The following is a 20,823-nucleotide window of genomic DNA, read 5'->3' on the forward strand; positions in this document are numbered from 1 at the left end:
TTCCGCTGACCCTTGCCAGCTTAGAGACGGGCCTCAGCGGCGGCCATGGCCCGGAAGGGTCATACCCGGCAGTAGCCCACCTAGTTCGGTAAGGCCGTCCGTGTGGCCTTGGCAGGTGGTGCCGGGGTACCCCCGCACGGTAAAGCCGAAGCTAAGCGCGCGGAGGCCACCTGCGTGGGACTGCCTCAGGAGCGCCGGTGAGTCGCGGACGCGCTCGGCGAGGCGACCGCCAGCTGCGCCGCGGACGGGGTGGACACGGTCACCGGCTGGTCGAAATCGAACAGGTCGGTGGTCGCGGCGATCTCGACCTCGCCCTTCTGCGGCGCCTCCGCCGGGAACGCGAAGTGCGCCACAACCCGGCGCACTTCGCCCGCGGAGTCGACGTACGCGTCGAAGGGCACGGACTTGTTCGAGAAGGCATGCGACGCGGCGAGCAGTTCGTCCTTGATCGGGCTCTGCGCCTCGTTCGCCGAAGCGGTCAGGTCCAGCGTCCCCGTGTAGTGCGTCACCTTGGTGTCACGCACGGTTTCCTGCCCTACGTAGTGGACCGCGTCGCTGTTCACGCCGCGCAGCAGCGCGAAGTCGAGGACCGGGCTGGTGTATCCGGCGCTGATCAGATCGCCGTCAGGCAGCCTGGTCGCGTCGACCATCTTCCACTTGGTGTCGCCCCCGGACAGGCGCAGGTACAGCGTGCTCGGCGTGATGATCTCGTCGAGCGGGGTCTGGCTCTGCGGGGTCTGCAGCAGGATCGCGCCGACCTGATGATCGAAGTCGAACTCACCCGAACCAGTGAACTGCCGGCTCGCCCCACCGACCGACATGGTGACCGAGGTGGCCACCTTGGCGCTGTGGATCTTCGCCGAGTCGGAGGCCGCGTTGCGCACCGCGGCGACCGGGTCGGCGGCGACGTTCGACGCGGGCGCGGAGCAGCCCGAAGCAGCCGCGGTCACCGCCCCGGCGCTCAGCGCGAGCAGGCTGAGCCGAAGCGCCGCCGAGCGCCCCCATCCGTTTGCCGCCGCTGCGTTCACTCTGGCCACCTCGGGTACTGGATTCATCATGTAGACCGAACGGATGATCCGTTTCCGGATTCGTCCTCCCCAACGACCCGGATGGAGGATGGTTACGGAACAACCGGTCGCGACCAGGAGGGTGCTGACGGATGCGCGTATTCGTTGCGGGAGCGACCGGAGCGCTCGGGACCGCGGCGGTTCGGCGGCTCGTTTCGAGCGGTCACGAGGTCACCGGCATAGCGCGCGGCAGCGACAAACGCAGAACCCTGCACACGCTCGGCGCCAACGCGGTCGAAGTAGATCTCTTCGATGCGAAATCGATGCGCTTGGCCATCGAAGGACACGACGTCGTGTGCAATCTGGCGACGCACATCCCGACCGGTACCGCAGTCATGCGCCGCTCGTCGTGGCGAGAGAACGATCGCATCCGCGCCGAGGGCAGCGCCGTCGTGGCGAAGGCCGCCGCTGAATGCGGAGCGCTGCGGCTAATCCAGGAGGCTGTCGCGTTCGTGTATGCCGACGCCGGCCAGGACTGGATCACCGAACAGTCGCCGCTCGACCCGACGCCGATGATCCGCTCGTCGGTTACCGCGAGCGAGAACGCGATGAGCTTCGCGGACCAGTACCGGTTCGCCGTGGTGCTGCGTTTCGGCACGTTCTACGGCGACGATGCGCTCACCCATTGGCAACTCGATCGGGTGCGCAAGGGGAAGCCGGTACTCGTCGGCGATCCGGAGGCTTACATCTCGCCGATCACGGTCGAGGATGCCGCCGGTGCCGTGGTCGCCGCCCTGGCCGCCCCGAGCGGCATCTACAACGTGGCCGGCCAGCCCGTGCGGCTGAGCGAGTGGGCGCGGGCGCTGGCGACGGCCGCCGGAGTGGACGGCTCGGCGCGCTTCGTCTCCGGTCTGACCCGCAAGTTCCTTGGCCCCGGTGCCGAAGTCGCCGCTCGCTCGCTGCGAATCTCGTCAGATGCCTTCCACGCCGCCACCGGTTGGCGCGCCCGCACCGACCTGGCAGAGGGCTTCGCTCCAGCCGTCAAGCTCGTGCATTGAGGTCTTAAGACGTATCGAGGTCTTAGGACGTAACGCCGGCCGGACCCGTCGTGCTCTGGCCAACCGGCCACTGCGGTACCTGCGCGTAGGGACGTACCGCACCGATGTAGCCGCCGAAGTCGTCCACAGGGTCGAAGCGGATCGTCGCGCCGGTGTGCGGCGCGTCGATCATCGCGCCGCCGCCGACGTAGATGCCCACGTGGTGAATCGTCGCCGGGTCGTTCACGTTGTTCGCGAAAAAGACCAGGTCCCCGGGCTGCAACTGGCTGCGTGGCACATGCGGCCCCGCGTACCACTGGTCGGCGGCGACGCGCGGAATCTTCACGCCGACGCTCGCGTACGCGGCCTGAGTCAGGCCGGAGCAGTCGAACTCGCCGTGTTCTGCGACGGTGCCGGTGCCGCCCCACAGGTACGGGGTGCCGAGCCGGTCGTAGGCGAAGGCGATCGCCCGGACCGCGACGTTGCTCGCCGCGACGGTGCCGGCCGGCGCGCTGAACGCCTTCTCCAGGATGCGGATGTTCTTGACATAGTTCTGCGTCTCGGCGATCGAGGGCACGCCGCCGGCCGCGAGCACCGCGCCCGGTCCGGCGTTGTACGCCGCCAGCATGTTGTTGACCTGGTCACCGGGCGTCTTCGCGACCTGCCGGGCCAGCGCGCAGTCATACCGGGCCGCAGCCGGGATGGCGTCGGCCGGATTGAAAACATCCTGCTTGCCGTCGCCGTCGTGCGGGGAGGACCAGTTGGGCCAGGTGCCGGGCATGAACTGGGCGATGCCTTGCGCGCCGGCGGGCGAGACCGCCTTGGGGTCGAACGCGCTCTCCTGATACAGCTGAGCGGCCAGCAGTGGCGCGCTCATCTGGGCGCACGTCGTACCGGCGCTCTCGATCATCGACGCATAGGCGGCGGGTACTGTACCGGTCGCCAACGAGGCCTGCGCCGCCTGAAGCTCCGAACCGCTGATACCGACCGCGACCATCGCCACGGCACCGACGATCAAGAAGGGAACCAGCAACGTTCCTGTCAGGATCCAGATCCACCGGCGTCCTGGCATCGCGGCTCTCCTCCCCTCCTCATCGCACCGCTAAGCGCCCAGGTCAATCAGGCTGGCGCGTCCAGAGTACGGGCGCGGCGGCGAGCCCTATGATAGGTGCGGTGGTGATGAGGCGTCAGTCTTCGCACTTCAGAACCACGCGCTCCTGTTCGAGTTCACAAAACACCCCCATACTGGCAACACTGGACGACAACGACCGACCCAAGGACCGGGGGTGCAGCGTGCTGACTCTCCTTACGACATTGCCCGCCCACGCCGAATGGCACACACTGCTGCCGGCGGCCAGTGGCGGCGGAAGCATCAATACGATCATCGGCGGAATCGCGCCGGACTGGGGCCCCTTCGGAAAGGTCGGCCAACAGGCGCGGGTGATGATCGAGGTCATCATGGCCGCGGCGATCCTGCTCTGCCTCGGCATCGCGATCTGGGGCGCGGCAAAGCAGCGCATCGGCGCGACCGCGCTGCGCGACTCGTTCAGCGCGGAGCAGGGCAAGGGCCTGATCGTGGCCGGCCTGACCGGCGTCTTCATCATCGGCTCGCTCGGCACCCTGTTCACCATCGTCTACGGCATGGCGATCTGACTCGTGACTGAGGCGGCCCGCTCGGGATGTTCCGAACCCGGCCCAAGGCCCGGTCCGGGGTCCCAACGGCTGACGCGCGGTGCGTCTTTGGCGTGTACGGCGGTTCAACCGGTGCCGGTACCAGTGACACTGGTTTCCATATCCAGTAGGGGTGAGGCCTGATGGCCCGCCCCTGGAGCCGAGCCGATCGAGGGTCATACGCATTGGACACTGCGCAGAGCACGCCTGAAGCGCGCACGCGTGTCAAGTTGCCGCCCGACCCCTACCAGGACGACGAGCCGAGGCCTGGCCGCGGCCGCCGACCGCTCGTCCTGCTGGCCGCATTGGTGGCCCTGGTCGCGGCCATCACGATCGTCAATCGCAGCACCCATCACTCCGGCGGCTCACCGACCTCGGGGCAGTCCGCCGCGGGCTCCGGCTCCTCGAACCAGGCGGCGAGCCCGACCGGCCCGGTGACCTCCCAGTTCGACAACAGCGGCCTACCCGGTAACACCGCCGACGGCGTGCCGATCGGATATCCGCACACCGGCAAGGGCGCCGAGTCGGCCGCAGCTAACTACGTGGTCGCGTACACGTCCTCGACGATGGTGAACTCGGCGGCGCGGCACCGGCTAATCGACGCGATCGCGGACCCGGCCATAGCGTCCGACCTGCAAAGCCAGCTCGACACTGCCTACTCGCAGGTCGACAGCAGCCTGGGGCTGTCCGCGGACGGCGTACCGCCTTCGGGGCAGACCTTCGTCCAGCGAAGCGCCCCGGTCGGCGTGACGCTGGTCAAGAGCAGCAGCGACAACGCGACCGTCTCGGTGTGGACCGTCACCCTCTCCGGCCTGGCAGGGCAGGGATCGACGCACCCCGTTGTCGAGAACTGGTCCACGATCACCGTCACCGTGCGCTGGACCGGCGGCGACTGGAAGTGGGTCTCGTTCGCCTCCGTGGACGGTCCGGTGCCGACCAGCGGCCAGCAGGTCGTCTCCGGCAGCCAGGATCTGCAGAAGGCAGTCAACCAGTTCGGGGGGTTGCGCTATGCCCGTTAGCTCGATGATCCACGCCGCGGGTGATGCCTGCGCGCTGCTTCCGGGATCGCTGAAACAGGCCTGCGAGAACACCCGGACCCTGGTCGGCGGCGGCTCGAGCGGCACAGGCCCCAACAGCGTCGGCTCCAACGGCGCCGGCAGCGGAGGTGCCTCGACCGCGTCGCTGCTCTCCGATCCGGTCGGCTCGATCGCGCACGACTGCGCGCAGGCGGCCGCCTCGGTCATCAAGGCGGTCTCCGGGGTGGTCAACGGGGTCACCAACGTCGACTTCACCAACTCTGGGTTCCTCACCCAGTACGCGATCGTGTTCGCGGCCTCCGCGATTTTGACTGTCGTGCTGTGGCTGCTCGCGGTGGTCAAGCGAGCCGTGCACGGCGAGTCGATCGTGACGGCGCTGTCCCAGGCCACCGGTTACCTCTGGCTCGCCGTCGGCGCCTCCGCGTTCACGCCCGTGATCCTCTACGGCATGGTGCGAGTAACCGACTCGGTGACCAGCGCGATCGGTTCGGGCACGGCGAAGGACACGAACAACTTCCTGACTTCGTTCGCGAACACCCTCGATCCGCCGAACGGTCAGACGGCGAATCTCGGCGGCGGTCCGATCCTGCTGATCTTCGTCTCGATTATCGCGATGATCGCCGCGGCAGTGCTCTGGGTCGAGCTGTTGATCCGTGCCGCGATGCTGTACGTCGGGGCTGCGCTGGCCGCCACCGTGTACGCAGGCCTGGTCGACAAGTCGCTGTGGCACCACATCAGGCGCTGGGCCGGGATGATGATCGCAGTGGACCTCGCCAAACCGGTGATCGTCATCGTGCTCGGATTAGCCACCGCCATCTCCGGGGGCAACACCGGCCAGGGCTCCTTCGGCTCGGTGCTCTCCGGCCTGGCCATCATGCTGCTGTCGATCTTCGCCTCCGGTCTGATCTTCCGCTTCGTGCCGAACTTCGGCGACGACATGCTCGCGTTCAACGGCGCTCGCAACGCCGAGGCCCCGGCTGAGGCCGCGGCCGGTTCAATGGACGGCCCCGCCTCGCGGATGCGGCAAGGCATCGCCGCACACGCGGGCCGCAGCGGCAGCCCCATCGGCGCCAACCCGATGGCCGCCCCGGCGGTGGCCGCGCTCGGCATGACCGCCGGAGTCGCGGCACACGGCGCACGCGCGGCTGCCCGGCTCACGACCACTCGCGGCTCCGGCGGGCAACCGCAGGTGGCTCCGCCCCCGGCCCCGCCGCCGCCCGCGCCGGCATTGCCGCGCGACGGAGGGGCCTCAGGACGTGGCGCGGATGCGGTACGAAGCGCCCGAGGTGCCGCTGACGGCGGACGCGGAGGGCTGGGGTGACCGCAGAGGGTTTCGAGCGCCGCCGCTCGTTCCTGATCGGTAAGGCCAAGCCGAACGCGATCGTCGGGCGCAATCGAGAGACCGGCGAACTGGCGTTGCTGGTGGTCGCGTGCGCGCTGGCGATGATCGCGGCCTTCGTGGTCCCCACCCTCTTCCTCAAAATCCTGATGATCGTCGGGCTTCCCGCCGCCGGCGCCGCGGTGATCTTCCTGCCGTACCGTAAGCGCACGCTGTACCGCTGGTTCGAGATCGACCGCAGCTACCGGCGGCTGCGGCGCTCCGGACTGGCCCGGTACTCCTCGGCCGCGGTCGAGGCCGGGACCCGGCTCGGCGGCCTGCAACTGCCGGTTCCGACGCCGCCGGGGATCGGCCGGGTACGCTGGCTGACCGCCAACTTCGGCCCGGACAAGCTCGCGGTCCTGATGCACCTGGACCGCAGCACAGTCACCTGCACCCTGGAGATCGAGGGACCGGGCGTCGGCTCGCGGGACGCCGAGGACCAGGAGGCGCTGGTCGACCGGTTCGGCACGCTGCTGCGGCACGTGGCCAACGGCGACGGCTTCGTGACCCGCCTTCAGATGCTCGCCCGCACGCTGCCGGCCGACCCGGACGCGCATACCAAGGACGTGCTCAAGCGCGGTAACCCCGAGGCGGCCCAGTGGCTTCGTGACTCATACGACCATCTGCTCTCGATGGTCTCCACCTCGAGCGAGCAGCACCGCGCGTACCTGACCGCGTCGATGCCCTACACGCGCGAGTTGGCGAACGAGGCGCGCGTTATGGCCGGAGGCGCGGACGCTGACCACGGCCTTTGCGTCATCATGGTGCGTGAGCTGACCGACATCTGTGCACGGCTGGCCGACGCCGACATAAAGGTACGCAGGCCGCTCGATGTTCCCGCGCTCTCCTCGCTCGTCCACTCCATGTACGACCCCGAGCACCCGATCGACCATACGGACGCGATGGGTGAACGCGACGCCTGGCCGGCCGAGTTCGACGGTTCATCGCCGCTGTTCCTGCGCGCGAAGACCCGCGAGTCGATCCACAGCGAGCCGTGGTGCCACGCCACCGCCTGGATCCGCGAGTGGCCGCTGACGCCGGTATCGGTCAACTTCCTCGCGCCGTTGCTGGTGCACACCCCGGACGTGATCCGTACGGTAGCGGTGACCATGGACCTCGAACCGACCGAAGTAGCGATCGAGCGGATGCTGACTGAGAAGGTGAACGTAGACGCCGAGGACCGCCGCCAGGCCAAGCTCGGCCGGATCGACGACCCACGCGAGCGCGCCCACTCCTCCCGCGTCGACCTGCGCGGCGAGGACTTGGCCGCGGGCGCGGCGGGCGTGAACCTGGTCGGCTATATCACCGTCTCCTCGCGCTCGCCGGAGGCTCTGTCCAGGGACAAGCGCACCATCCGCGCGTCCGCGGGCAAGTCCTTCCTCAAGCTCGAATGGTGCGACCGGGAACACCATCGCGCCTTCGTCAACACCCTGCCATTCGCGACCGGCGTGCGGAGGTAGCCGATGGCCCGCGGAAGCCTCACCGACCTGCTTGCCGATGCCTTCACCACGGTGCTCTTCGGAAAGAAGGAGACCGCCCGGCTGCCGGTGCGCACCTCCACCAACCAGGCCGAGGCCATCTACCTGCCGACCGCGGCCCCCGGCCTCGGCGACTCCGGTGTGATCATCGGACGCGAGGTATACAGCGGTAAGGGCTACATCTACGACCCGTTCCAGCTCTACGGCCAGCAGCTGCCCGCCCCGCACTGGCTGGTGCTGGGCGAGTCGGGCAACGGCAAGTCCTCGCTGGAAAAGACCTATGTGCTGCGCCAGCTGCGGTTCAAGGACCGCCAAGTGGTCGTGCTCGACGCGCAGGGCGAAGACGGCGTCGGCGAGTGGAACCGGATAGCCGAGGCGATGGGGGTCACCCCGATCCGGCTTGACCCACACCACCGCAGCGGCAGCGGCAGCAGACTCAACCCGCTCGACCCCGCGATCACGCTCACCGGCCAGCTCGCGCTGCTGCGTACCATCATCGAGGTCGCACTCGGGCATCCGCTCGACGAGCGATCCGGATACGCACTCAAGGCCGCGCACGCCACGGTTCGCGCCGACTCGCTACGCGCAGGCAGGCAGCCAATCCTGCATGACATCGTCGAGGCGCTGCGTGAACCGAAGCTCGCCGCGGCTGAAGAGATGAATGTCCGGCTCGACGAGGTGCGCGACTGGGGCCTGGACGTGGCGCTGGTGCTCGACCGCCTCGTGGACGGCGACCTGGCCGGCATGTTCGATGGCCCGACCACCATTGGCATCGACCTGGATTCCCCGCTGATCGTGTTCGACCTGTCCACTATCGACCGCAACTCGATCGCGATGCCGATCCTGATGGCGATCGTCGGGGTCTGGCTGGAGCACACCTGGATCAAGCCGGACCGCAAGAAGCGGATCTTCCTGGTCGAAGAAGCCTGGCACATCATCAACTCGCCGAGCGTGGCGCAGCTGTTCCAGCGGCTGCTGAAGTTCGGCCGCCGGCTCGGTCTCTCGTTCGTCGCGGTCGTGCACCACCTGTCCGACGTGGTGGACGGCGCGGCGGCCAAGGAGGCGGCGGCGATCCTCAAGATGGCCTCCACCAGGACGATCTACATGCAGAAGTCAGACGAGGCCCGCGCGACCGGTAGGGTCCTTGGCCTGCCGAGGTGGGCGGTGGAGATCATCCCGACGCTATCGCCGGGCATCGCGGTCTGGGACGTCAACGGTGACGTACAAGTGGTCAAGCACATCGTCACCGAGTACGAGCGGCCGCTGGTGTACACCGACCGTGCGATGACCGAGTCCTCGGCGGAGGCCGAAGAAGACGACGATGCGGGCGAGGACGAGCTGCCTCTCGCATTCACCGAGCGCAAGGCGCTCCCGGCCGGCCGCACGAACGGTTTCCGCGGATCGGCCGGCGCTCTGGTGCCTGCTCGCAGCATCAGCGGCGCTGGCCACGGAGCCAACAGCGGCGGCGCAGCCGACAGCGGCAACAGCGGAGCCAACAGCGGGGAAAGCGCCGGGAGTGGTAGCGGCGCAGACAGTGCCAATGGTGACGATCGAATCGGTGACAACCGCAATGGTGATGACGGCCGTGGCGGCGGGCACGGAAGGCACTCGGGTCCGCCTGCGCCCGACGACCCCGACCTGACGGCCATCGCGGCAGCGGTGTTCGGACCGCGCGCGAGCAACCCGAGCCAGACAGGCCGGTGAACTGACCCTGCCGAGCCAGCCGCGCCGCACGTCAGACGACGGCCGTTAGGCCGTGTGTAAGAAGTTTCGCCGGGGCCGCGACGCCTGCCACGCACGCTCGCTGCGTTGGCGAAGCCCCGGTGCCGCCAGGCACCTATCGGACACTGCCCAGATGCCCCACGGTGTCGGATTGAACAGCGCGAGGACGCTCCGCCGCCTTGCGATCGCACGCGCCAGACGCCGCGGCCTTGTCCGACGCTACTTCGTACACACGACCTAGTCGCGGCAAGGACTCGAATTCGAGTCCTCCTTCGCGCCTTGGCTGCGCTAGCTGAGGTCCGGAAAACACTCGCCCCTCCTGGCCCGAAGGCCGAGAGGGGCGAACGGGTTGTCGCGGTCTCGCGCCGCGTCACATCACCGGCGGGATGTGCGCGGTCTGCACCAGAATCGTGCCGTGCTTGCGGGAGACCAGCGTGCCGCGACCGGGTGGCTGCTGGCTCGGGCGTACCTGCCCGATCAACTGCCCCTCGTCACGTTCGCCGGAGAGCACCAGGCCGGGCTGCCGGGTCTCGCGCATCCGCTGGATCAGCGGCTCGAACAGCGCACGTCCCGCACCGCCCGAGGCCCGCGCGATGATCAGGTGGAACCCGAGGTCGCGGGCCATCGGCAGATACTCTCCGAGCGACCCGAGCGGGTTTCCGCCCGGCGTGGCCACCAGGTCGTAGTCGTCCACGATCACGAAGATCTCAGGGCCCGTCCACCACGAGCGGGTGCGCAACTGCTCCGCCGTCACATCCGGCCCCGGCTGGCGCTTGTCCAGGAACGGCTTGACCTCCGCCAGCACGCTCTGCACCGCCGGCGCGGCCGCGCAGTAAGCGAGCTGATGCGACTCGGGGATCGCGCCGAGCAGGGACCTGCGATAGTCGACAGTCAGGATGCGGGCCTGCTGCGGCGTGTAGGCCTCGGTGATGCCCTGAACCAGGGTCCGCAGGACGCTGGTCTTGCCGGACTCGCCCTCGCCGAACAGCAGGAAATGCGGGTCCGCGTTGAAGTCCAGGTACACCGGCTCCAGCCTGGTCTCGTCCACGCCGAGCGGGACGACCTGGTTCGGCCGGGCCGCCGGGGCGGGCAGATCCGTGTAGGGCACCATCAGCGGCAGCATCCGCAGCTTCGGCGCCACAGGGCCCTGCCACGCGTCCGCGATCGCGTGTACGGCCTTTGCCACGCCGTCGGCCAGATCGGTGGGGTCCTCGATCCCGTCGATGCGGGGCAGGGCGCCGAGGAAGTGCAGTTTGCCCTTGGTCAGGCCGCGGCCGGGGGTGCCGGTCGGAACGTTGACCGCGACCTTGCGGTCGATGTCGGACTCCATCGGGTCGCCCAGCCGCAGCTCGATACGGGTGTTGATGGCGTCCTTGAGTTGCGGGCGGATCTCCGGCCAGCGCGCCGCGGTGATGATCACGTGCACGCCGAAGCCGAGGCCCCGCTGGGCGATTTCGAGGATGTCCTGCTCCAGGGCCTCGAAGTCCGCGCGCAGCGTGGCCCAGCCGTCCACGACCAGGAACACGTCGCCGAACGGCTCGTCCGGCAGCTCGCCGCGGGCCCGGCGGGCCCGGAAGGTGCCGATCGAGTCGATGCCGTGGCGGCGGAAGGACTCCTCGCGCTTGTCCAGGATCGAGACGACCTCGCTGATGACGCGGCGCACCACGTCGACGTCCAGGCGTCCGCCGATGCCAGAGGTGTGCGGCAGCCCGGCCAGGCCTGACAGCGAGCCGCCGCCGAAGTCCAGCGCGAAGAACTGCACTTCCTGCGGGGTGTGCCCGAGCGCCAGACCCATCAGGATCGTGCGCACCATCGTCGACTTGCCGGTGCGCGGACCGCCGACGACCACCGCGTGGCCGGCGGCGGAGGAAAGATCGATCTGGTACAGCTCGCGCTTCTGCTCGATCGGCTTGTCCGCGATGCCGATCGGCACCAGCAGTCGGCCCGCGCCCGAGTACTCGGTGGCGGCCAGTCCGCGCTGCGGCGTCGCCTGCAGGCCCGGCATCAGCTGGTCCAGCGTCGGCGGCTCGCTCAGCGGCGGCAGCCACACTTGATGCGCCGCCAGGCCCTGGCCTTCCATCTGCCGCACCAGCACGTCCAGCACCGTGTCGACCAGTGCGTCGTCCTCCTCCTTCACCGGAGCGGCGGCTACCTGCTCCGCTACCCGAGGCGGAGCCTGGAAGTTCGAGGTGAACAGCGTCGGGCGCCGGTGGTCCAGCTTGCGGGCCACCGTGGTGCGGGTCTGCGGACGGTAGGGCCCTGACACGTACGCGGCCTTGAACCGGGTGCCGGCCGGGTTGCCGCCCTCCTGGCCCACGGTCTTGAGATACCCCGAACCAGGGATCGACGGCAGCGTGAAGGCATCCGGAACCCCGAGCACGACTCGCGATTCGGCCGCCGAGAAGGTCTTAAGGCCCAGCCGGTAGGACAGGTAGGTGTCCAGGCCGCGCAGCTTGCCTTCCTCAAGGCGCTGCGACGCCAGCAGCAGGTGCACGCCCAGCGATCGGCCGATTCGGCCGATCTGGATGAACAGGTCGAGGAACTCCGGCTTGGCGGTGAGCATCTCGGAGAACTCATCGAGCACGATCACGAGGTTCGGCATCGGGGTCAGCGCCGCGCCGGCCGCCCGCGCCTTCTCGTAGTCGTGGATGTTCTTGAAGTTGCCGCCGTCGCGCAGCATCTCCTGCCTGCGGTTCATCTCGCCGACGATGGCGTCGCGCATGCGGTCCACCATGGTCAGGTCGTCCGCCAGGTTGGTGATGACCGCCGCGGTGTGCGGCATCTCGGCCATGCCGGCGAAGGTCGCGCCGCCCTTGAAGTCGGAGAGCACGAAGTTGAGGTTCTCCGAGGAGTGCGTCACGGCCAGGGCGAGCACCAGGGTCCTGAGAACCTCGGACTTTCCGGAACCGGTGGCGCCGATGCACAGGCCGTGCGGGCCCATGCCGCCCATCGCGGCTTCCTTGATGTCCAGGATCACCGGCTCGCCGTTCTCGCCGACCCCGATCGGCACGCGCAGCCGGTCCTGCGGCGAGAGCCGTTTCCAGCCGCGCCGGGTGTCAAAGGACCCTGCGTCGCCGATGCTCATCAGGTCGGTGAAGTCCAGCGAGGACAGCAGCGGCTCGTCGCCGTCCGCGCCGCCGCCGACCCGCAGCGGGGACAGCTGCCTGGCCAGCGCCTCGGCCTGCGGGATGGACAGCCGGTCGCTGTTGCCGGCGAAGCTGGCGCCGGTGGAGGTGGCCAGATTCAGCTTGTCGCCGTCGATGCCCAGCTGCACGCCGCCGCGCACGGCCGCGGCGTGGCCTTCGGTGTCGATCTCGACGATGGTCACGCCCATCAGGCCGTCACCATGCAAGAGCATGGATTCACCGCTGGCCCGCGCGCCGTCCACCACCACGACGATGTGTGGCTGCTCGTACAGTGGGGGACTGTCGCGGGAGTAGCGCGGCCGGTCGGACAGATCCGAGCCGAGGGCTTCTTCGAGCTCTGAAGCGTCGGAGAAGATGAGGCGCACCGAGCCGGCCGCGTCGGTGTCCTTCGGGTGCTGCGCGTGCGGCAGCCACTTGACCCATTCCCAGTGCTGCCGCCGGTTCTCCGCGGCCACCACGCAGATGCGCACCTCGTCCGGGGCGTGGAAGGTGGCCAGCTGGGAGAGGATCGCCCGGGCCTCGGCGCGCGCGTCATCCGCGGTGCCGTCGCCGGTCGGGCCGACCAGAACGTGCCAGAACGAGCGGAACGAGACGGCCAGCGGCAGCCCGTCCAGCGTGCCCTGCACCGTGATGAAGCGGCGCAGCGCGTCCGCGCAGACCGGTTCGAGCTCGTCCACCGGCGCGGTCTCCGGGGCCACCAGCGGCGTGGAGAGCCGCTGGGCGCCCGAACCGAGGCGCACCTGCACGAAGTCCCCGTCGGTCGGCCGCCGCTCCCACAGCCGCTGGCCGCTGGTCACGATCGCCCACAGGTGCGCCGGGCTCGGGTGCGACCACATTTGCGCGGTGTACTGCTGCTGCTGAGTTTTGCGCACCTGCGCGCGCACCTGACTCAGGTAACGCAGATAGTCCCGGCGCGCGTCCGCGGTCTTCCCCTTGCCGCCACTCTTGCCCTTGACCAAGGACATGACCACGAAGCCGAGCGACGACATCAGGGTCATGCCGCCCATCAGCTTCATCAGGACATTCGTTCCCGGCATGAAGAAGAAGGCCACTGATCCGACGCTCGCCAGCATCGGCAGCGCGTTCATCAGGGCGCTGCCGTCCTTGGCAGTGCGCGCCAGCTCGGGCGGCGGTTCGAGGAAGACCTCTCCGGCGGGCACCTGCGGGGGATGCACCCGTGGTGGCCGCTTCACAATGACCGTACTCAACCCGCAGCCCTCCCGTGCGTGGACCTGACCCGTTTATTCCCGTGAAATCAGCCGGGCAGTTCGACAGTGTCCCGATGCTACCGGCCGCGCGCGACCAGTAGATAGGATGCCTGCCGCGCCAGTAAGCAGGCGGCGAGCGGGGAACGAGGAGGGGCCGCGATGAACAGCGGGGTTATGACAGGCTTCTGCCGGATTACGGTGGTTGCGCCGAATGTCCGGGTTGATGTTGCGCTGCCGGAGGACGTGCCACTGGCCGAGCTGCTGCCGGACGTGCTGCGCATGGCCGACCAGTGGCAGAGCGAGGGTGCGCACGCAGGGTTCGTACTCGCCAGGCTCGACGGCTCCGAGCTGGACACCGGCATGTCGTTCGCCGCGCAGGGCGTGCGCAACGGCGACCTGCTCTACCTGCGCCCGGCCACTGACACGCTGCCCCCGCCAGTCTTCGACGACGTGGTCGACGCCATCGCGCAGACCGTCGCGGAGGACCGCCGGATGTGGGGCGCGACGCACTACCGCCGGATCGGCTTGACCGGCGGCGCCGTGCTGCTCGCCCTCGGCGCGTGGGTGCTGTGGACGTCGAACGACCCGCACGGCATGCCGGCCTTCGTCGCCGGAGTCATGGCCCTGCTGCTCACCGTCTTCGGCGGCCTGCGCTCCCGCGTCTACGGCGACCACGTCGGCGGCGCGGTCCTCGGCGGCTGCGCGGTGCCGTACGCCTTCCTCGCCGGGCTCGGCGCGCTGCCGATCAACGCGGGCGCCGGACTCGGCCGCGCGCACTTCATCGTCGGCTGCTCGGTGGTCCTGGTCATCTCGGTGGTCGGCGCGATCCTCCAGGAGGAGCACGACGAGGCGTACCTCGCGGCCTCCATCGCGGCCGCCGCGGGCGCGATCGCCGGAGCGGTCGGCCTGGCCAGTGGCGCTGATCCGGCGAAGCTGGCCGCCGGGGCCGGCACCGTCGCCATCGCCGCCATCGGATTCCTGCCCGGCCTCGCGCTGCGCGCCGTGCGTTTCCCGATGCCGCAGCTCGTCGATGGCGCGCCGCAGGTGAGCAGCACCGCGCAGAAGGCCGCGCTGCCGCCCGGCAACGACGACCCGGTGGACACCGCCGCGATCGACCGCCGGGCCCGCCGCAGCCACGAACTGCTCACCGGACTGACCGCGGCCTGCGCCGTCACCGTCTTGCTCAGCGCGTTCGTCCTCGCCTTCGCCAGCGACGGCCGCAGCGGCGGCGCCTGGGCGCAGGGCATGGCCGGCATCCTCGGCCTGGCCGCCCTCTCCCGCGCACGGCTGTTCCGCCGCTCCGCGCAGGTCGGCACGCTGGTGTGGGGCGGGGTCGGCACGATCCTGGTGCTCATGGTCGGCGCGGCCATCCACGTCTCCGCGCTGGCCCGGCAGACCTGGTTCTTCGGCGCGGTCCTCGCGGCCGGCCTGATCCTGGTCGCGGTGGCGTTCGCGCTGCCGAACCGGTCGCTGTCCCCGCGCTGGGCCCGCAGCATCGACCTGCTCGACGGACTGCTGCTCGCCTCGGTCATTCCGGTGCTGCTCGGCGTGCTCAACATCTACACCACGGTCCAGTCCGCCGGACACCACTAATGCGCTATCCGCAGCACGGGTGATCTTGGCCCAAAGCGCCCGTCGGGTCAGATAGACTTACTTGACGCAGCGCCAATGACGTGTTGCGCAAGCACCACTGGGTTCGTTTGCACTTGTGAGTAAGACCGAGTGCGCCCGGGTGCTCACCCGAGAAGGAGACCGATGGCACTCGACGTCGCCACGAAGAAGCAGATCCTCGCCGAGTACGGCACCGCCGAAGGCGACACCGGCTCCCCGGAGGTCCAGGTCGCGCTGCTGACCAAGCGGATCAACGACCTGACCGAGCACCTGAAGGCGCACAAGCACGACCACCACTCCCGCCGCGGCATGTACCAGCTGGTGGGTAAGCGCCGCCGGCTGCTGAAGTACCTGGCCGCCAAGGACATCGAGCGCTACCGCGCGCTGATCGAGCGTCTCGGTCTGCGCCGATAACGGCAGTACCTCGGGAGCGGTGCCCGTATCAGTCGGGCGCCGCTCCCTTGGCGTATCGCGATCAAGCGGCTGGCCAGGCATGCTAGGCCGGTGGGACACCTCGTTCTGGTGTTTCGCCGCCCCAAGCCTGGGCCGCATGGGTTAGCGTGACGTTGGATAGCTAGATAGTGAGAAGGGGTCCGCGCCGGGACGGCCGGGCCGAGAGATGAAGGAACGCGGCGTTCATCGCCGTAGGTGAGACCGGTACCGATCTTCGGTAGTGGCCGTCGGAGGTGGCGCGGTTGCGCGCCCCGCCCGCCGGCTTCGATCGGAGACCGGTGTCCAGGATCAGGTCGCCGCTTCGGTGACGTCGCGTTCCGTCAGGACACGACAAGGAGGGCACCCCGTGGAGGGTCCCAGCAGTTACACCACCGAAGCGGTCATCGACAACGGCCGCTTCGGAACCCGCACCGTGCGCTTCGAGACCGGGCGCCTTGCCCGGCAGGCGGCCGGTTCGGCAGTGGCCTATCTGGACGGCGAGACCATGGTGCTGTCCGCCACCACTTACTCGAAGCACCCGAAGGACCAGCTCGACTTCTTCCCGCTCACCGTCGATGTCGAGGAGCGGATGTACGCGGCGGGCCGGATCCCCGGCTCCTTCTTCCGCCGCGAGGGCCGTCCCTCCGAGGACGCCATCCTGACCTGCCGGCTGATCGACCGGCCGCTGCGCCCGTCCTTCGCCAAGGGTCTGCGTAACGAGATCCAGATCGTGGCGACCATCATGGCGCTCAACCCCGAGCACCTGTACGACGTCGTCGCGATCAACGCCGCCTCCGCCTCGACGCAGCTGGCCGGCCTGCCGTTCTCCGGCCCGATCGGCGGCGTGCGCGTCGCCTTGATCGAGGGCCAGTGGGTCGCCTTCCCGACTCACCCCGAGCTGGCGAACGCGGTCTTCGACATGGTGGTGGCCGGTCGGGTACTCGAGGACGGCGACGTGGCGATCATGATGGTCGAGGCCGAGGCCACCACCAGCACGATCCAGCTGGTCACCGATGGCGCGCAGGCGCCCACCGAGGAGATCGTCGCCGAGGGCCTCGAGGCCGCGAAGCCGTTCATCAAGGTGCTGTGCCAGGCGCAGGCCGAGCTGGCCCGCCAGGCAGCCAAGCCGACCGCAGAGTTCCCCAAGTACCTCGACTACCAGCAGGACGTCTTCGAGGCGGTCAGCGAGGCGGTCTCCGCCGACCTCGCCGCCGCGCTCACCATCGCGGGCAAGCAGGACCGCGAGGCAGAGCAGGACCGGGTCAAGGCCGTGGCGATCGAGAAGCTGGCCGGCCAGTTCGAGGGCCGGGAGAAGGAGATCTCCGGAGCCTTCCGCGCGCTGACCAAGAAGCTGGTGCGCGAGCGGATCATCCGCGACCGGGTTCGCATCGACGGCCGCGGCGTGACCGACATCCGCGCGCTGGCCGCCGAGGTCGAGGTCGTGCCGCGGGTGCACGGCTCGGCGCTGTTCGAGCGCGGCGAGACCCAGATCATGGGCATCACCACGCTCAACATGCTGCGCATGGAGCAGCAGCTCGACACGCTCGCGCCGGAGACGCGCAAGCGCTACATGCACAACTACAACTTCCCGCCCTACTCCACCGGTGAGACCGGCCGGGTCGGCTCGCCCAAGCGGCGCGAGATCGGCCACGGCGCCCTCGCCGAGCGGGCGCTCGTCCCCGTCCTGCCGACCCGCGAGGAGTTCCCCTACGCGATCCGTCAGGTCTCCGAGGCCCTCGGCTCCAACGGCTCGACCTCGATGGGCTCGGTCTGCGCCAGCACCATGTCGCTGCTGAACGCGGGCGTGCCGCTCAAGGCGCCGGTCGCCGGCATCGCGATGGGCCTGGTCTCCGCCGAGATCGACGGCAAGACCGAGTACGTGGCGCTCACCGACATCCTCGGCGCCGAGGACGCGTACGGCGACATGGACTTCAAGGTCGCGGGCACCAAGGACTTCGTGACGGCCCTTCAGCTGGACACGAAGCTCGACGGCATCCCCGCCTCGGTGCTCGCCCAGGCCCTGCGTCAGGCGCACGACGCCCGGCTGCACATCCTGGACGTCATGCTCGAGGCGATCGACGCGCCGGACGAGATGTCCCTCTACGCTCCGCGGATCATCACGGTGAAGATCCCGGTGGACAAGATCGGCGAGGTCATCGGCCCGAAGGGCAAGATGATCAACCAGATCCAGGAGGACACCGGCGCCGACATCACCATCGAGGACGACGGCACGATCTACATCGGCGCGGCCGACGGCGCGTCCGCCGAGGCGGCCCGGCAGACGATCAACCAGATCGCCAACCCGACCATGCCCGAGGTCGGCGAGCGGTACCTGGGCACCGTCGTGAAGACCACCACCTTCGGCGCGTTCGTCTCGCTGATGCCCGGCAAGGACGGCCTGCTGCACATCTCGCAGCTGCGCAAGATCGCCGGCGGCAAGCGGATCGAGAATGTCGAGGACGTGGTCAAGGTCGGCGACAAGCTCCAGGTGGAGATCGGCGAGATCGACCAGCGCGGCAAGCTGTCCCTGGTGCCGGTCCTGCCGGACGCCGAGCAGTCCGAGGCGCCGGCCGAGGACGCCCCGGTCGCCGAGGCCTGATCCACGCCGCAGGCCAAGCCCTACCCCGCACCGCTCGCTCCTACGTAGGCAGATCCTTGATACAGGTGGTTGATCTGACTCAGTCGCCGATCCCGGCCCCCGCGGCCGGGGCAGCGCCCTACTCGGACGCCGGGGAGCACGCGCTCCCCGGCACCGCCGAGACCGCGTCCGAGCACAGATTCCCCACGGAGTCGCTGTTCCCGGACGCCGCGGGCGTCAGTGAGATGCGCAGGACCGTGCTGCCCGGCGGCATCCGCGTCATCACCGAGGCGATGCCGACGGTGCGCTCGGTCACCCTCGGCGTCTGGGTCGGTGTCGGCTCGCGCGACGAAGACGCCGAGTCGGCCGGGGCCAGCCACTACCTGGAGCACCTGCTGTTCAAGGGCACCGCGCGACGCTCGGCTCTGGACATCTCCGCCTCGATCGAGGCGGTCGGCGGGGAGATCAACGCCTTCACCACAAAGGAATACACCTGCTACTACGCCCGCGTTCTCGACGCGGATCTGCCGCTGGCCGCCGACGTCATCACCGATGTCGTCGCGGCCGCGCTGATCCGGGCCGAGGACGTGGAGTCCGAACGCGGCGTGATTCTCGAAGAAATCGCGATGACCGACGACGACCCGGGCGACATGGTGCACGACGAGTTCGCCCTCGCGCTGTTCGGCGACAGCCCGCTGGGCCGCCCGATCGCGGGAACGGCGCAGTCGGTCAACACGATCACCAGAGAGCAGATCGCCGCGCACTACCGCCGCTACTACACCGGGCCCAACCTGGTCGTCGCGGCGGCGGGCAACCTGGACCACGACCGCGTAGTCGAACTCGTATACGAGGGCTTCCAGCGCTCCGCCGGGGGCTCCCACCTCGTCCTCGACTCGGCTCTCGCCCCGTTCGGCCCGCGCGAGCTGGCCGCCGTCATCCCGTCCGGAAACGCGACGCGGCTGATCAACCGCAAGACCGAGCAGGCACACCTGGTACTCGGCATGCCGGGCGTGCACCGGACCGACGACCGGCGCTGGGCGCTCGGCGTGCTCGCCGCGGTCCTCGGCGGCGGCATGTCCTCGCGCCTGTTCCAAGAGGTGCGCGAGAAGCGCGGCCTGGCGTACTCGGTGTACAGCTACGCTTCGCAATACGCTGACGCGGGCGCGTTCGGCGTGTACGCGGGCTGCCAGCCGAAGAAGCTGCGCGAGGTCATCGCGCTGTGCCGGGCCGAGATCGCGAACCTCGTCGACTCGGGCATCACCGAGCAGGAACTGGCGCTCGGCATCGGCCAGCTGCGCGGCGGCATGGTGCTCGGGCTCGAGGACACCGGCTCGCGGATGAGCCGGATCGGGAAGGGCGAGCTGGTCTACGGCGAGCACCTGTCGGTGGACACGGTGCTGGAGCTGATCTCCGGCGTGACCCTGGACGACGTGCGCGCGGTCGCGACCGAATTGCTCACCGTGGATCCCGCGCTCGCCGTGATCGGCCCGTACAAGGACCCTTCGTCCTTCATCGCCTGACCGCCGTGACCCCCGCCCCACCGGATATCGCCGCGCAGACTCCTCGCCGAATGGACATGCCATGATCAACGTCGCCGTCTTCGGCGCCAATGGACGGATGGGCCGCCAGGTCTGTGCCGCGGTCGAGCAGGCCGACGGCATGCAGGTAGTCGCACGCATCGACGTGGACGACGACCCGAAGGCCGCGCTCGAGGCCGGCGCGACCGTGGCCGTGGACTTCACCAACCCCGACGTGGTGCTCGGCAATCTCGAGTTCTGCGTCAAGAACGGCATCCACGCGGTCATCGGAACCAGCGGCTTCACCCCCGACCGCACGGCGCAGGTGCAGTCCTGGCTCGCCGAGCATCCGTCCACCGGCGTCCTCATCGCCCCGAACTTCTCGCTCGGCGCGGTGCTCATGATGAAGTTCGCGGCGCAGGCGGCTCCGCTGTTCGAATCGGTCGAGATCATCGAGCTGCACCATCCGGACAAGGCCGACGCGCCGAGCGGAACCGCGCAGCGCACCGCCGAGCTGATCGCGGATGCGCGCGCGAAGGCCGGCAGTAAGCCGTTCCCCGACGCCACGAGCCAGGACGCGGACCACCACCGCGGCGGCACGGTCCAGGGCGTGCCGGTCCACTCAGTGCGCGTGCGGGGCCTGATCGCGCATCAGGAGGTGCTGCTCGGCGCGCAGGGCGAGACGCTGACGATCCGCCACGACTCGCTGGACCGGGTCTCGTTCATGCCCGGCGTGGTCCTCGGCGTGCGGCGGGTCGCCCAGCACCCCGGCCTCACGGTCGGGCTCGAGCACTTCCTCGACTCGCCGGCCTAGCCGCCGCGAAGCCAGCGCCGCAAGCTAAGGACCGGAACAAGCAGAACGGAACGGAGGCTAACGTGCGCGCCCGCACCGCCGCCTTCGTCCTCAGCGTGGTCCTCGTCTTCTACCTGGGCCTGTGCAGCTGGGAGGGGGCGCTCGCGCTCTACGACGGGTTCACCGGCGGCGGCGCGGCGTCCGG

At 69.3% G+C, this 20,823-nt stretch carries 14 protein-coding genes; 11 read left to right on the top strand and 3 right to left on the bottom strand.

The genetic code is table 11. The features are described 5' to 3' along the window. Positions 1-185 precede the first annotated feature (185 nt). A complete protein-coding gene (locus tag VN779_RS25420) occupies positions 186-1,037 on the bottom strand; it encodes a hypothetical protein (RefSeq protein WP_325727733.1) in 852 nt (283 codons plus the stop codon). A 122-nt stretch (positions 1,038-1,159) separates the two neighbouring features. Between VN779_RS25420 and VN779_RS25425 the strand changes: the two genes are divergently transcribed. After that, positions 1,160-2,065: an NAD(P)-dependent oxidoreductase gene (locus VN779_RS25425; RefSeq protein ID WP_325727735.1), complete on the top strand. Its 906-nt coding sequence runs from the start codon at positions 1,160-1,162 to the stop codon at positions 2,063-2,065. Positions 2,066-2,087: 22 nt separating this feature from the next. Here the strand turns inward: VN779_RS25425 and VN779_RS25430 are convergent, their stop codons facing one another. Then, complete coding sequence (locus VN779_RS25430) at positions 2,088-3,116, bottom strand: NlpC/P60 family protein (protein ID WP_325727737.1); 1,029 nt, start codon at positions 3,114-3,116, stop codon at positions 2,088-2,090. A 272-nt stretch (positions 3,117-3,388) separates the two neighbouring features. On the opposite strand from VN779_RS25430, the gene VN779_RS25435 reads away from it, so the two are divergent. The 5 genes from VN779_RS25435 to VN779_RS25455 all read left to right on the top strand — a co-directional run bounded on the left by VN779_RS25435 (position 3,389) and on the right by VN779_RS25455 (position 9,315). Continuing rightward, positions 3,389-3,697 (top strand): hypothetical protein, encoded by a 309-nt coding sequence (locus VN779_RS25435; protein WP_325727757.1) that lies wholly within the window; start codon positions 3,389-3,391, stop codon positions 3,695-3,697. A gap of 203 nt (positions 3,698-3,900) precedes the next feature. Then, positions 3,901-4,734 carry a hypothetical protein gene (locus tag VN779_RS25440; protein ID WP_325727739.1) on the top strand — a complete coding sequence of 278 codons (834 nt, stop codon included), beginning with the start codon at positions 3,901-3,903 and terminating at the stop codon, positions 4,732-4,734. Beyond that, positions 4,724-6,073 (top strand): hypothetical protein, encoded by a 1,350-nt coding sequence (locus tag VN779_RS25445; RefSeq protein WP_325727741.1) that lies wholly within the window; start codon positions 4,724-4,726, stop codon positions 6,071-6,073. Before VN779_RS25440 ends, VN779_RS25445 begins: the two co-directional genes overlap by 11 nt. Then, positions 6,070-7,593, top strand: a complete 1,524-nt coding sequence (locus VN779_RS25450; protein ID WP_325727743.1) for an SCO6880 family protein — start codon at positions 6,070-6,072, stop codon at positions 7,591-7,593. Before VN779_RS25445 ends, VN779_RS25450 begins: the two co-directional genes overlap by 4 nt. Before the next feature lie 3 nt (positions 7,594-7,596). Further along, positions 7,597-9,315, top strand: a complete 1,719-nt coding sequence (locus tag VN779_RS25455) for an ATP-binding protein (RefSeq protein ID WP_325727745.1) — start codon at positions 7,597-7,599, stop codon at positions 9,313-9,315. Between the two features lie 388 nt (positions 9,316-9,703). Here VN779_RS25455 and eccCa read toward each other — a convergent pair whose 3' ends face one another. Then, a complete protein-coding gene (gene eccCa / locus VN779_RS25460; protein ID WP_325727747.1) occupies positions 9,704-13,687 on the bottom strand; it encodes a type VII secretion protein EccCa in 3,984 nt (1,327 codons plus the stop codon). A 159-nt stretch (positions 13,688-13,846) separates the two neighbouring features. On the opposite strand from eccCa, the gene eccD reads away from it, so the two are divergent. The 5 genes from eccD (at position 13,847) to dapB (ending at position 20,639) form a co-directional block, all read left to right on the top strand. Further along, a complete protein-coding gene (gene eccD / locus VN779_RS25465; RefSeq protein ID WP_325727749.1) occupies positions 13,847-15,280 on the top strand; it encodes a type VII secretion integral membrane protein EccD in 1,434 nt (477 codons plus the stop codon). Positions 15,281-15,442: 162 nt separating this feature from the next. Beyond that, positions 15,443-15,712 (top strand): 30S ribosomal protein S15, encoded by a 270-nt coding sequence (gene rpsO / locus VN779_RS25470; RefSeq protein ID WP_324841763.1) that lies wholly within the window; start codon positions 15,443-15,445, stop codon positions 15,710-15,712. Positions 15,713-16,097: 385 nt separating this feature from the next. After that, positions 16,098-18,329: a polyribonucleotide nucleotidyltransferase gene (locus VN779_RS25475; protein WP_325727751.1), complete on the top strand. Its 2,232-nt coding sequence runs from the start codon at positions 16,098-16,100 to the stop codon at positions 18,327-18,329. 224 nt (positions 18,330-18,553) lie between these two features. After that, entirely contained in the window at positions 18,554-19,828 is a 1,275-nt protein-coding gene (locus tag VN779_RS25480; protein ID WP_349260942.1) for a pitrilysin family protein, read from the top strand. Between the two features lie 61 nt (positions 19,829-19,889). Continuing rightward, positions 19,890-20,639 (top strand): 4-hydroxy-tetrahydrodipicolinate reductase, encoded by a 750-nt coding sequence (gene dapB, locus VN779_RS25485; RefSeq protein ID WP_325727755.1) that lies wholly within the window; start codon positions 19,890-19,892, stop codon positions 20,637-20,639. Positions 20,640-20,823 lie beyond the last annotated feature (184 nt).

Source organism: Actinocrinis sp. (genome assembly GCF_035605935.1).
Taxonomy (GTDB): Bacteria; Actinomycetota; Actinomycetes; order Streptomycetales; family Catenulisporaceae; genus Actinocrinis.